This is a genomic window from Pseudoflavonifractor sp. An187, assembly GCF_002160275.1.
GTDB lineage: Bacteria > Bacillota > Clostridia > Oscillospirales > Oscillospiraceae > Enterenecus > Enterenecus faecium.
Map to the genome: position 1 here is coordinate 1 of NZ_NFKG01000045.1, position 12,394 is coordinate 12,394.

Consider the following 12,394-nt stretch of genomic DNA (forward strand, 5'->3'; position numbering starts at 1 on the left):
GGACTGGGGGTGTCGTCGGGGGCCGGGGCATTCCCGCCGGTGTTGCCTCCCGTGCTCCCCGCGGCCCGGTTGACGGTGATGGTGTAGGTCTTTTTACTGCCGTTCTCCGCCGTGACCTGGACGGTGATGGTGTTGTTGCCCACACTCAGCCCCGTGTTGCCCCACACCGCCACCTTGGCCTTTCCATCAGCGGCCTTGGCGGACACCGCCACGCTGGTGGTGGAGTTGGACACCGAGGCGCTGTAGCTGGTGGTGCCGGCGGAGAAGCCGGGGGACAGGGTGCCGGGGCTGATGGACAGGGAGCTGAGGTTGTTGTTCCCCGAGGCGGTGTAGGGGGCGTTGATGGTGACCGTAGACCAGCCGGGGGTGATATTCATGGGGTCGCCATTTCCATCCACAATGGAGTTTTCATAGTTGTTGATGGTAGTCTTACCCGCTTTCAGCGCCTTGAAGGTCATCGAGAAGCTAATGTTACCCGTTCCAGCATTCTCTTTATCCATGACAATCACATTGCCGCTGGGGTATCCGTAGCCTAAATCACCGGAAACATATTGCAGATAGCTGGAGTCATAGTTCACCTTCACCGTGGCAATGGCCACAGCTCCGGTCACCCTCACATTGACGGTAAACGTTTGCCCCACAGTAACTGTAGGGTCCGAAAAAGTCACGGTGCAGGACTGCACTGCACGGCCCTGCGGGGTGGTGAGGCTCAGAACCAGAGTCAGAGCCATGACCAGGGCAATCCACTTACTTGCGAAGAATTTTTTCATTGATTCTCTCCTATTGAGTAATTAGAGATGTTCCCAACACATGGTTGCGAACTTTCACACGGTCGGTGTTGTTCACCCGTCCGTCCTTGTTCACATCGGCAGCCACAGCCAACGCTCCAGACAATTTACTGGTACCCAACACATGGTTACGGATTTTCACACGGTCTGAATTATCAATTTTTCCATCCCCGTTGGCATCTCCATAGATGACTACCGTCCACTTGGCATACTGGGTGCCGTCGTTGCGGTAGATGGTCACGGTGTCCCCGGTGCCCATCACGGCGGAGTCCTGCTTGGCCCCACCGCTGGCGGTCTTCACCTGGGCGTAGCCCCCCACGATGTTCAGGTTCTTCACAAAGTCGGAGCTCTTGGTGCCCAGAGTGATGCCCGAGACCTGCTTGGACCCGCTGACCTTGTACTTGGGATTGACGGAGAAGGAGTCCGAGCCGCCGGAGCTGCCCTCCCGGGCGATGGTGAGGGTAAAGGTGCGCTGGCTGCCGTTTTGGGCAGTGACCGTCACCTTCACCGTGTTGGCCCCCACCTTCAGCTGCACCGTCCCGGCGCCGCTGACCTTGGCGGTGGACGCCTTGGGGGTGGCGGTGATGGTGACGGAGGAGACGGAGTTGGGCACCACTACACTGTAAGAGGTGGTGTCGTTGTCAAAGCCCGGGGTGAGGGCGTAGTTGCCCACCTTCAAGGTGCTCAGGCGGTTGTCCGGGGAGCCGTCCCCGGTGGGCTGGGCACAGGGGCTGCTGGGCATATTGTCATACACGGGGATGGAGAACACCAGGGGGGACTGGCGCAGCTCCTCGCTGTACCCCCCGGCCAGACTCAGACCCTCGGAGGCAGCGCCCCACACACTGGTCATATACCGATGGGTAAAGGGGTTGTCCCCCTGGGCGTTGAACCGCTTTAAGTACATGGTGTCCTGTCCGGCGGTGACGTAGCCGTTGGCGTAGAACTGGGCTCCGCCGCTGATGGCCCGCACCCGGCTGTTCCAGGGCCGTCCATAGCTGGTGCCTGTGCCGTTGATGCCGCCCTTGGCGTAAATGAGGCCGTTTTTCACCGCGGTGTTGCCGCCTCCGGCCACAGCGCCGATGTTGTAGAAGTTAAAATATCCCTCAAAGCCGGGGGCCTTGCCGGAAATGCTGTCGCTGAGCCCCTTGGTGCCCTGCTCCTGGATGATCATGGCGGCCAGCACATAGGGGTTGACCCCCACCTTCTTGCCCGCATCATAGATCACCTGGGGGTAATAAATTCGCTTGCCGTCGGTGTCGGTGACGGTGGCATCCAGGAAGGTGCCGTCCACCAGCCGCTCCACCCCCGCCACGCTCTGCACCTGGGCGTCATAGCTCTGGAGGAGGAACTGGAAGATGCTGTTCTGGGTCAGGAAGTTCCGGGGGTCCATGTAGTAGGCCACAATCTCCCGGGAGGCAGCCACCCAGCCGCCGGAGTCAAACACCGTCCACACCCCGGTGTCCCAGTTGTAGGCCTTGGGGTCGGTGGACTTCCAGCTGGACTTGGAGGAGGACTGCACCAAACTGTTGCCGATTTTGGACTCCTGGTCCACGGCGTAGTTCCAGTCAAAGCCGTTGTGGTCGGCCTTGAACACCCACTCGGGGTACATGGCGTGGAGCACCTTCAACCCGCTCCAGTAGGACTCGGGGAAGCCCTGCTGTTTGAGGTAGGCCTCAAACTCCTTGTCATCCACACCGCCGTCAATGAGCTTGATATAGGTGCTGATGACGTATCCGGTGCCGCCGTTGTAGTCAATGGCATACCAGGTGGCGCCGTCTGAGGCCTTTTTCTCCCCGGTGATGGTGACGGTGGTGCCGTCGTAAATAAGTCCCAGCCGGGTGTACGAGGTTCCCGCTCCCGCACGCACGCTCAGGCCCACCTCGGTGCCAGTGACCACGCCGTAGCGCACGCCTCCGGCGTACACCGCCACAAAGGCGGACAGAACCACCATGCAGGCAAAAAACACCGCCGCCAGCCCTGCCAGCGTCCGTGTTTTCTTCTCCATTCTTCTTCCACTTTGTAACATTCGTCTCTCCTTATTCTCTTCCACACGGGCCGTTTTTGACAAAGACCGCCCAATTCTTCCATATAATGCCATATTTCGGGGTGCAATGCACCCGTTACTAAACACTCGACAAATATTTTATAAGATGAGGCCTCCCTTGTCAACCAAGGCAGGCCTCATCCGTCCAAAATCGTCAGATTGTCGTATGGTTTACTCTTGCAGCTCGGCGGCAATCAGGTCCACACAGTCGTCCAAATAGCGGCGCAGGGGCTGCTCGCCCCCCATGGCGATGCGGATGCCGCAGCGGTTGGCGGGGATGAGCACCTTGATGGCGGAGCTGTCCCCCACCGCCTGGGCCATACGGGGGGAGATCTCCCCCATCAGGCCGTTGGCCATGAGGATGGCCACGGACCCCACCACGAAGTCCGCCTTTCCCACATTGAAAATCACCGCACTCTCCCCGGTGGCGCCGTCCTCGGCTCCCCCCTTGAGCATAGCCTCAGTGGCGGCGGAGTTGGTGCCCACCGCCCGCACGTGTACCTGGGGCAGCCGCTCCCTGAGCCGGGCCACCAGGGCCTTGCCCATGCCGCCGCCGTGGCCGTCCACCACCACCACCAGGGGTCTTGTGTCCCGCATGTCGTCTCCTCCTCATTGGATCTGTTTTTATATATGATAGCACATTTCCCCTCCCCTGCCAATGCAGCCGGGGCTCAGGATTGATTTTCCTGGTCAAATGGTGTAAACTATCTTGTAATGCTCTCATATTTCCGAAGATTTTGTCAGGAGGGAAGCCTATGTCCCATCCGTATTCCCATTATCAGGAAAGCGCCGCCTATCTGAGGGCTCAGCTGGGGGAATTTGTCCCCAAAGTGGCCCTGATTCTAGGCTCCGGCCTGGGGGATCTGGCCCAGGAGGTGGAGAACGCCGTGGCAGTTCCCTACGCCTCCATTCCCCACTTTCCCCGCTCCACTGCCCCCGGACATGTGGGGCAGCTGGTCTTTGGCGCCTTGGCAGGCAAGCCCGTGGCGGTGATGCAGGGCCGGGTGCACCACTACGAGGGGTACTCCTATGAGGATGTGGCCTATGGCGTGCGGGTGCTGCGGCTGTTGGGGTGTGACACCCTGCTGGTGACCAACGCCGCCGGGTGCGTCCGCCCAGACTGGAACGCCGGGGACATCATGCTCCTCACCGACCAGATCAAGCTGGGCGGGGAGTCCCCGCTGCGGGGGGAGAACCTCCCGGAATTTGGGGTGCGCTTCCCCGACGCCTCCCACCTGTACACCCCCCGGCTCCAAGAGGTGGCCCGCCAGGTGGCCCAGGAGCTGGGTAGCCCCCTGCGGGAAGGGGTATACTATTACAGCTTCGGGCCCCAGTATGAGACCCCCGCCGAGATTCGGGCCATCCGGGCTCTGGGCGGGGATGCGGTGGGCATGTCCACCGCCCCCGAGGTCATCGTGGCCGCCCACTGTGGCATGGAGGTGCTGGGCTTCTCGCTGCTGTCCAACCTAGCCGCCGGGATGCTGCCCAAGCCCTTGAGCGAAGAGGAAGTGCTGGAGGCGGGCAAAGCCGCCCGGCACCGGTTTGTGCCCCTGGTCCTGGGCTGTCTGGCCCAGTTATAAGGAGGAACCTATGTCCGTACTATTTACCAATGTCACCGCCGTCCTCATGGACGAGGCGGGGACCATTCTCAAAAACGGCTATGTCCAGGTGGAGGGTACCTCCATCACCTATGTGGGCACCCACCGCCCCCAGGGCGACTTTGACCGGGTGGTGGACTGCTCGGGCAAGGTGATGATGCCCGGCCTGGTGAACGCCCACACCCACCTGCCCATGACCCTCATGCGGGGATACGGCGGTGGCTGCGACTTGCAGACCTGGCTCCACGACTACATCTTCCCCGCGGAGGGCAAGCTGGACCCCCGGGCGGTGCAGGCCGGGGCGGGGCTGGGCCTGGCGGAGATGATCGCCTCCGGCGTCACCTGCGTGGCGGACATGTACATGTTCACCTCCACCATCGCCCAGGAGATTTTGAAGGCCGGCATCAGCGCCAATCTGTCCTGCGGCGGGGTGTATTTTGGCGACCCGGCCGACTTTCACCCCGACACCTGCGGAGACTGCGTGGCTCAGCGGGCCCTCACCGAGGAGTTCCACGGGGCGGGAGACGGGCAAATCCTCCTAGACGCCTCCATCCACGGAGAGTACACCTCCTCCGCCCCCCTGTGGCAGTGGATGGCCCAGTTCGCCCACGACCATCACCAGCGCATGCACGTGCATGTGTCGGAGACCAAGAGTGAGCACCAGGCCAGCCTGGACCGCCACGGCCTCACCCCCATCCAGACGCTGAACCAGTACGGGGTGTGGGACAACGGCGGCATTGCCGCCCACTGTGTGTACACCACCCCGGAGGACTGGGCCATTATGGCGGAAAAAGGGGTGTCCTGCGTCCACAATCCCTATTCCAACCTGAAATTGGGTTCGGGCATCGCCCCCATCCCCGACATGCTCCAGGCCGGGGTGAATGTGGCTCTGGGCACCGACGGCATGTCCTCCCACAACAGTGCCGACCTGTTTGCCGACATGAAGCTGGCGGCGCTGCTGCCCAGCGGGGTGCGCTGCACCCCCGGGGTGGTCACCCCCCGGCAGGCTCTGGAGATGGCCACGGTGGCGGGTGCCCGGGCGCTGGGCCGTCCCACGGGCCAGATTGCCGTGGGCAAGGTGGCGGACCTTATCCTGTTGGACTTCACCGCCCCCAACCTCACCCCCTGCCATGACGTGGTGGAAAACCTGGTGTTTGCCGCCCACGGCTCCAATGTGGTGATGAATATGGCCCGGGGCAACATCATATATGAAAACGGTACCTTCCACACGCTGGATGTGGAGCGGATTCAGGCCGAGGTCCGGGACTATGCCCTCCCCCTCCTCTTCCACTGACCCTGGACTTCTTGGTGAAAGGTTGAGATTATGTCAAATCCCACTTCCAAAAACAAAAATAATACCTTCTTTGGCGGCGCCGCCATTCTGGCCGCCGGTATTGTCATTGTCAAGCTCATTGGAGCGCTGTACAAGATTCCCTTGGGCAACATCCTGGGGGAGGCGGGGTTCTCCGACTTCAACACCGCCTACTACATCTACTCCCTGCTCATCACCGTCTCCACCGGCGGTCTGCCGGTGGCCCTGTCCAAGATGATCTCGGAGGCCCACGCTCTGGGCCGTCACAATCAGGTGCAAAAGACCTTCCGGGTGGCCTTTCTCACCTTCCTGGCCCTGGGCACCATCAGCTTCTGCCTGATGTTCTTCTTCCCCCAGCAGTTGGCAAACCTGATGAACAACTCCCGCAGCTGGTACTCCATCCGGGCTCTGGCCCCCGCCATCTTCTTCCTGTGCCCCCTGTCCGCCATGCGGGGCTACTTCCAGGGCCACTCCATCATGACTCCCACGGCCGTGTCCCAGATCATCGAGGCCCTGAGCAAGCTAGTTATTGGCCTGACTTTGGCCTATTTCCTGCTCAAATCCTCCAACAATGAGTCTGTGGCCGCCGCTGGCGCCATCTTCGGCGTGTCCGTGGGCTGCGCTTTGGGCATGCTGTACACCGCCTTCTGCTTCCGCTCCCACCATGGGAGCACCCCGGTGGGGCAGGACAAACCGGAATCCTCCAAGAAGATTTTCCGCACCCTGCTCCAGCTGGCCATTCCCATCACCCTGGGCTCTTCGGTGATCGGCCTGGTGAACCTCATTGACACCAGCATGATCTATGGGCGGCTCCAGGACGGAGCCGGTTTTACCGAGCTGGAGGCCCGCTCCCTCAAGGGCGTCTTTGACCAGGCGGCTACCCTGTACAACCTGCCCTCCTCCTTCATGGTGCCTCTCACCGCCTCCATCATCCCCGCGGTGTCGGCGGCTCAGGCGGTGAAGAACCGGAAGCTGGGGGCCCAGATCAGCGAGACCGCCCTGCGCACCACCGCCCTGCTGGCCATTCCCGCCGGCGTGGGTCTGTTTGTGCTCAGTGAGCCCATCATGCGGCTGCTCTACCCCACCACCGACGTGGAACTGGGCGGCTGGATGCTGTCCGTGCTGGGCATCGCCGTCATCTTCGTGTGCTTCATGCTGGTGTGCAACGCCATCATGCAGGCCCACCGCCTGGTGACCATCCCCATGGTCACCACCATCATTGGGTGCCTGTTCAAGCTGCCCATCAACTACATTCTGGTGGGCAACAAGGACATCAACATCCACGGCGCTCCCGTGAGCACCCTGGTGTGCTTTGCCATCATCGCCGTGCTGGACCTCATCATCATCAAGCGCACCCTGCCCCGCTCTCTGAGCCTGACCCGAGCCTTCGGCAAGCCCCTGGTGTCCGCGGTCGTCATGGGTCTGGCAGTGTGGGCCTGCTATGGCCTGTCCTCCTCCGTCCTGGGTGGCATGTCCGCCTTCCAGACCGCCGCCAAAACCCTGAGCAACTCGGGCAACGCCATTTGCACCCTCTTCTCCGTGGGTGTAGGCGGCCTGGTATATCTGGCTCTGGTGGTGCTGCTCCGGGCCATCTCTCCCCAGGACTTGAAGTTTATGCCCAAGGGCGACAAGATTGGCCGCCTGCTGCGCATCACCCCCGCCGAATAACTTCCCCGGCAAAAAGGTTCCATTTTGAAATAATCCTTGCATTGTAGGTGATAGTATGGTAGATTTTTCTCTCAAGGACAAGTACAACGTCCAAGACCTCGTTGACATTGTAAAGGTACTGCGGGCTCCCGGCGGCTGCCAGTGGGACGCCCAGCAGACCCATGAGTCCATCCGCCGCAACTTCCTGGAGGAGGCCTACGAGGTGGCCGAGGCCATTGACCAGCAGTCCACCGAGCACCTCCAGGAGGAACTGGGCGACGTGCTGCTCCAGGTGGTGTTCCACACCTCCATTGAGGAGGAGGAGGGCCGCTTCAACCTGGACGACGTGGCCAACGGCGTGTGCCAGAAGCTCATCTTCCGCCACCCCCATGTGTTTGGGGATGTGACCGTCTCCTCCACCGGGGAGATTCTGGCCAACTGGGAGGAGCTGAAGAAGAAGGAGAAGGGCCAGGCCACCCAGGCCGACGCCGTGGACGCGGTGGCCCGCTCTCTGCCCGCTCTGTGGCGGGCGGAGAAGGTGCAGAAGAAGGCCGCCAAGGTGGGCTTTGACTGGGACAGCGTGGACGGCGCGGTGGACAAGCTCTCCGAGGAACTGGGCGAGGTGAAGCAGGCCATCGCCGGCCACGGAGACCCCGCCGAGGAGCTGGGAGACCTGCTCTTTGCCGCCGTGAATGTGGCCCGCTTTTTGAAGGTGGACCCGGAGGACGCCCTCCAGGCCGCCTGCGACAAGTTTGCCGCCCGGTTCCGCCGGGTGGAGGGGGCCGTCACCGCCCAGGGCAAGCAGATGGAGGACATGAGCCTCACCGAGCTGGACGACATCTGGAACGCCATCAAGCACCAGCCTTGAATTGTAGACCATTAGGAGGAACAAACGACCATGAACAAAGCTGATCTCATCAACGCCGCCGCTGAAAAGGCCGGGCTGTCCAAGAAGGACACCGAGGCCGCCCTCAACGCCGCCCTGGAGGCCATTACCCAGGCCCTGGCCCAGGAGGAGAAGGTGCAGCTGGTGGGGTTTGGCTCCTTTGAGGTGAAGAGCCGTGCCGCCCGCATTGGCCGCAATCCCCACACCAAGGAGCAGATCAACATCCCCGCATCCAAGACCCCTGTGTTCAAGCCCGGCAAGGCGCTGAAGGACAGCATCGGAGCATAAGGAGAAGCATAGGAGGATTTCTATGAGACTTGACAAGTGGTTGAAGGTGTCCCGGCTCATCAAGCGGCGCACCGTGGCCAATGAGGCCTGTGACAACGGCCGCATCACCGTGGGGGGGCGGGTGGTAAAGGCCTCCTACGAGGTGAAAGTGGGGGACATCCTGGAGATGAAGTTTGGCGAGAAGGCCATCCGGGTGGAAGTGCTGTCCACCGCCGACATTGTGGGCAAGGCGGATGCCAGCGCCATGTATCAGCAGCTATAAAAGGCAAAAAACGTGGGAGTACCCTGAGGTGCTCCCACGTTTTTGCATTTCTTATATGTCCCGCCTTGATGAACTTGTCCTTTCTTTTTTGTCTTATACAGGCTTCCAGCCTGGTGGGGACGCTTCCCGCTGGGGGTTTCTTTTGAGCGGGCAAAAGAAACCAAAACCCGCTTAGGGCGTTCCCCCCTAAGGACCTCCCTGGGGTACGAGATTGGAACTGCGTCAAGCTGGTGTTCGGCCCGTCACCCTTGCTGTGGCCCCTGTCACTGCCACTACACCAGGCCACCTTTGGCAGCTGGCCCTACAGCCGGGCGGTTTCCACCTCCGGGCCTCCCCTGGCCAAGCGGCGTTCCCGCCGCCGGGAGTCAGGCCACCAACAGCTGGGAACAGCGGTGCACCAGGGTGAGGCCCTGGCAGTAGAAGTAGTATTTGTCAGAGGAGTAGGTGTTTTCTGTAGATTTTCCTCGCTATCCATGTGACCCCACCAGTCCAAGAGCCGAGAAGAGAACGGCGCATACTCCATCCAGTACCGGCGGGGTGGATTCCACAAGGCGGGGGAAGGCCCCGCCTTTGGCGATTCTTTCCCCGATTTCTCATCGGGGAGAAATCGGGCCCAGCGGAGCGTCCCCGGCGGGGACACTGGTTTCTGCCAAGAAAATCGGAGAAGAACCATCCACCACAGCGAAGTCCTGAGAATCAGGCAGACTCTTCTGCCAAATTCCCGGTATACAGCTGATAATACTTGCCCTTCTTCTCGATGAGCTCGTCATGGGTGCCCCGCTCGATGATGCGGCCCTGCTCCATGACCATGATGCAGTCGGCGTTGCGCACCGTGGACAGCCGGTGGGCAATGACAAAGGTGGTGCGCCCGGTCATCAGAGCGTCCATGCCGTCTTGCACCAGCCGCTCGGTACGGGTATCGATGGAAGAGGTGGCCTCGTCCAGAATGAGCACGGGCGGATCGGCCACGGCGGCCCGGGCGATGGCCAGCAGCTGCCGCTGACCCTGGCTTAGGTTGGCCCCGTCTCCGGTGAGCATGGTGTCATACCCGTCAGGCAGGCGGCGGATGAAGCCGTCGGCATTGGCCAGCCGGGCGGCGGCCATGCACTCCTCGTCGCTGGCCTCCATGTTACCGTATCGGATGTTGTCCATCACCGTGCCGGTAAACAGGTGGGTGTCCTGGAGCACGATGCCCAGGGAGCGGCGCAGGTCCGCCTTCTTGATCTTGTTGATGTTGATGCCGTCGTAGCGAATCTTGCCGTCGGCAATGTCATAAAAGCGGTTGATGAGGGGATAAAACAGAGAGATGCACAATCCCTCCGACCCGGCTCACGCCGGGCCACCTCCCTTTACACAAGGGAGGCTTTTCGCAATTCCCATCAAGCACAAAAAAACACCGTTGTAAAGGAAACTTCTCCTTCACAACGGTGTTTTTCTTATTTTTCCAGCTGTTTCAAATGGGCTTTACAGATGAGATTGATGTACTGGGACAGGGAGCGGTCACAGTCCTCCGCCAGCACCTTCAGCTTTTCCACCACGTCCTCATCCAGGGTGATGCTCACCTTTTGTTTCAGGGGCTTCATGTTCCCACCCCTTTAGCGCAGGAATCCGTCCAGAATCTTCTGCTCGGCCTCCTCCTCGGTGAGACCCAGCGTCATGAGCTTCAAGAGCTGATCTCCGGCAATCTTGCCGATGGCCGCCTCGTGGATGAGCTGGGCGTCCGTGTGGCCCGCCACAATGGCAGGAATGGAGCTGACCTTGGCGTGGTCCATAATGATGGAGTCACACTGGACGTGGCCGAAGCAGGGGGCATCCCCCTGCACCTGGGGATAGAACACCTGCACGGAGTTGTCCTGGGCCACAGACCGGGAGATCACCTGGGTACGGGCCCCCTCCCCCTTCATGATGACCTCCATTTTGCTCTCGGCAAACTGGTCGCCGTGGGTGAGCAGGCGCTCGGTGACCACCGCCTCGGCATTGGCCTCCATCTCCACCTTGGTGTAGCGGCGAGTGGAGTCCACGCCCCGAATCTGCACCGTCTCCAGCTGGATGGAGGCGCCCTCCTCCAGGTAGATGATGGTGTGGGGGTTGAGGATGCGCTTTCCGGTGCCCTCGCCCTCGCCGTAGTGCTTCTCCACATAGCGCACCTTGGCATTCTTGCCCACGTAGAAGGTGTGGACGCCGTCGTGCTGAGCGGTCTCACAGCCGGAGTTGTGGATGCCGCAGCCAGCCACAATGCTCACATCGCTGTTCTCGCCGATGTGGAAGTCGTTGTACACCAGGTCGGTGAGACCGGTCTGGGTGACGATAACGGGGATGTGCACCGACTCGTTGACGGTGCCGGGGGCAATGTGAATGTCGATGCCCGGCTTGTCCTCCTTGCTCTCAATGACAATGTTGGCGGAGTTGCTGCGCCCCTCCAACTGACCGTTCTTGCGGATGTTATACGCCCCCTGGGGCACACGCTCCAGGTCTGCGATCTCCCGGAGCAGATGGGTGTCGATGGAATTCATGCCTGGGCTCCTCCCTTCACAAAGGCGCACCCGGATTGGGTGTTTTCCAGAATCTTGGGGAACATCTCCTCTTTGGCCCCCCGCTCCACCACCTCGCCTCCGGCGATCATGACGATCTCATCGGCCAGGTTGATGATGCGCTCCTGGTGGGAGATGATGATGATGGTGGCCTGCCGCTTCTCGTGGATATAGCGGAAGGTCTCGGTGAGCTTGGCAAAGCTCCACAGGTCAATGCCCGCCTCCGGCTCGTCGAAGATCATCAGGGGAGACTTCCGGGCCAGAATGGTGGCGATCTCAATGCGCTTGACCTCGCCGCCGGACAGGGAGTTGTCCACCTCCCGGTCGATATAGTCGGCGGCACACAGCCCCACCTGGGTCAGCAGCTGGCAGCCCTCGGCGTGGGTGAGCTGGTCGTTGCCAGAGGCCAGGCTCAGCAGGTCCCACACCCGCAGCCCCTTGAAGCGGGGGGGCTGCTGGAAGCCGTAGCTGATGCCCCGGCGGGCCCGCTCGGTGATATTCAGATTGGTAATGTCCTCCCCGTTCCAGATGATCTGGCCGGAAGTGGGCTGGTTGAGACCCATGATGGTCTTGGCCAGGGTGGTCTTGCCGCCGCCGTTGGGGCCGGTGACCACCAGGAAGGTGCCGTCCTGGACGTTCAGGGACACATCCTTCAAAATCTCCTTCTGACTGCCCTCTCCCTCCACAGAGAAGGTCAGATGTTTCAGTTCCAACATAGTGCAAATCTCCCGTTTGAAGCCGTCCCCCGTGGGAGGGACGGCTTATAATTCATAGTTTTCTTATATGTTTTGCTAGTATATCATGATTATACCCATCTGTCAACCGTGGCAATCCCTGGATTGGGGCATAGAATGGGGTATTTAGGAGGTGTTTTCCCATGGATGAGATCATGAATTCCCGTTCCCAGAGCCAGGAGGTCTTTGAGCGGGTGTGGGCCCGGGTCATGGGCTCCGCCGCGCCCCAGACCGCTGCCCAGCCCCAGCCGGAGCCGGTCTCCCAGCCCGCCCCCGAGGCCCAGCCTGTCATGGCCCCCCAGAC

General features: G+C 61.1%; 13 protein-coding genes. 6 read left to right on the plus strand and 7 right to left on the minus strand.

The window, feature by feature from the left end:
* From B5F22_RS11370 to B5F22_RS11380, 3 genes are all read right to left on the minus strand, one after another.
* Positions 1–770 (minus strand): cadherin-like beta sandwich domain-containing protein (locus B5F22_RS11370; RefSeq protein ID WP_204210594.1); only part of this gene is annotated, 770 nt, incomplete at its 3' end.
* Positions 771–780: 10 nt separating this feature from the next.
* A complete protein-coding gene (locus B5F22_RS11375) occupies positions 781–2,793 on the minus strand; it encodes a cadherin-like beta sandwich domain-containing protein (protein ID WP_158096695.1) in 2,013 nt (670 codons plus the stop codon).
* 210 nt (positions 2,794–3,003) lie between these two features.
* The gene (locus tag B5F22_RS11380; RefSeq protein ID WP_087392644.1) at positions 3,004–3,429 is read right to left on the minus strand and encodes a DUF3842 family protein; all 426 of its coding nucleotides are present in this window, start codon (positions 3,427–3,429) and stop codon (positions 3,004–3,006) included.
* A 158-nt stretch (positions 3,430–3,587) separates the two neighbouring features.
* Between B5F22_RS11380 and B5F22_RS11385 the strand changes: the two genes are divergently transcribed.
* The 6 genes from B5F22_RS11385 to B5F22_RS11410 are packed head-to-tail and all read left to right on the plus strand — an operon-like array spanning position 3,588 to position 8,825.
* Positions 3,588–4,412, plus strand: coding sequence for a purine-nucleoside phosphorylase (locus tag B5F22_RS11385; protein WP_087392645.1), 825 nt, complete (start codon positions 3,588–3,590; stop codon positions 4,410–4,412).
* Between the two features lie 10 nt (positions 4,413–4,422).
* Positions 4,423–5,724 carry an amidohydrolase gene (locus B5F22_RS11390; RefSeq protein WP_087392646.1) on the plus strand — a complete coding sequence of 434 codons (1,302 nt, stop codon included), beginning with the start codon at positions 4,423–4,425 and terminating at the stop codon, positions 5,722–5,724.
* Positions 5,725–5,754: 30 nt separating this feature from the next.
* Entirely contained in the window at positions 5,755–7,410 is a 1,656-nt protein-coding gene (locus B5F22_RS11395) for a polysaccharide biosynthesis protein (RefSeq protein ID WP_087392647.1), read from the plus strand.
* A 55-nt stretch (positions 7,411–7,465) separates the two neighbouring features.
* Positions 7,466–8,257, plus strand: coding sequence for a nucleoside triphosphate pyrophosphohydrolase (gene mazG / locus B5F22_RS11400; RefSeq protein WP_087392648.1), 792 nt, complete (start codon positions 7,466–7,468; stop codon positions 8,255–8,257).
* 30 nt (positions 8,258–8,287) lie between these two features.
* On the plus strand, positions 8,288–8,563 hold the full coding sequence (locus B5F22_RS11405) for an HU family DNA-binding protein (protein WP_087234414.1): 276 nt from the start codon (positions 8,288–8,290) through the stop codon (positions 8,561–8,563).
* A 22-nt stretch (positions 8,564–8,585) separates the two neighbouring features.
* Positions 8,586–8,825, plus strand: a complete 240-nt coding sequence (locus B5F22_RS11410; protein ID WP_087234412.1) for an RNA-binding S4 domain-containing protein — start codon at positions 8,586–8,588, stop codon at positions 8,823–8,825.
* A gap of 696 nt (positions 8,826–9,521) precedes the next feature.
* On the opposite strand, the gene B5F22_RS11415 is transcribed toward B5F22_RS11410, so the two are convergent.
* The 4 genes from B5F22_RS11415 to B5F22_RS11430 form a co-directional block, all read right to left on the minus strand.
* Positions 9,522–10,139, minus strand: a complete 618-nt coding sequence (locus B5F22_RS11415; protein WP_343223954.1) for an ATP-binding cassette domain-containing protein — start codon at positions 10,137–10,139, stop codon at positions 9,522–9,524.
* 122 nt (positions 10,140–10,261) lie between these two features.
* Positions 10,262–10,408: a TraY domain-containing protein gene (locus tag B5F22_RS11420; protein WP_087234513.1), complete on the minus strand. Its 147-nt coding sequence runs from the start codon at positions 10,406–10,408 to the stop codon at positions 10,262–10,264.
* 12 nt (positions 10,409–10,420) lie between these two features.
* Complete coding sequence (locus tag B5F22_RS11425) at positions 10,421–11,338, minus strand: SufD family Fe-S cluster assembly protein (RefSeq protein ID WP_087234509.1); 918 nt, start codon at positions 11,336–11,338, stop codon at positions 10,421–10,423.
* A complete protein-coding gene (locus tag B5F22_RS11430) occupies positions 11,335–12,072 on the minus strand; it encodes an ATP-binding cassette domain-containing protein (RefSeq protein WP_087392649.1) in 738 nt (245 codons plus the stop codon). Before B5F22_RS11430 ends, B5F22_RS11425 begins: the two co-directional genes overlap by 4 nt.
* Positions 12,073–12,394: the final 322 nt, after the last annotated feature.

Bases quoted from the DNA above. Each gene is read 5' to 3' on its own strand.
- mazG (WP_087392648.1), top strand. From the start codon at position 7,466: ATGGTAGATTTTTCTCTCAAGGACAAGTACAACGTCCAAGACCTCGTT.
- B5F22_RS11375 (WP_158096695.1), bottom strand. From the start codon at position 2,793: ATGGAGAAGAAAACACGGACGCTGGCAGGGCTGGCGGCGGTGTTTTTT.
- B5F22_RS11385 (WP_087392645.1), top strand. From the start codon at position 3,588: ATGTCCCATCCGTATTCCCATTATCAGGAAAGCGCCGCCTATCTGAGG.
- B5F22_RS11410 (WP_087234412.1), top strand. From the start codon at position 8,586: ATGAGACTTGACAAGTGGTTGAAGGTGTCCCGGCTCATCAAGCGGCGC.
- B5F22_RS11405 (WP_087234414.1), top strand. From the start codon at position 8,288: ATGAACAAAGCTGATCTCATCAACGCCGCCGCTGAAAAGGCCGGGCTG.
- B5F22_RS11390 (WP_087392646.1), top strand. From the start codon at position 4,423: ATGTCCGTACTATTTACCAATGTCACCGCCGTCCTCATGGACGAGGCG.
- B5F22_RS11420 (WP_087234513.1), bottom strand. From the start codon at position 10,408: ATGAAGCCCCTGAAACAAAAGGTGAGCATCACCCTGGATGAGGACGTG.
- B5F22_RS11395 (WP_087392647.1), top strand. From the start codon at position 5,755: ATGTCAAATCCCACTTCCAAAAACAAAAATAATACCTTCTTTGGCGGC.
- B5F22_RS11430 (WP_087392649.1), bottom strand. From the start codon at position 12,072: ATGTTGGAACTGAAACATCTGACCTTCTCTGTGGAGGGAGAGGGCAGT.
- B5F22_RS11380 (WP_087392644.1), bottom strand. From the start codon at position 3,429: ATGCGGGACACAAGACCCCTGGTGGTGGTGGTGGACGGCCACGGCGGC.
- B5F22_RS11425 (WP_087234509.1), bottom strand. From the start codon at position 11,338: ATGAATTCCATCGACACCCATCTGCTCCGGGAGATCGCAGACCTGGAG.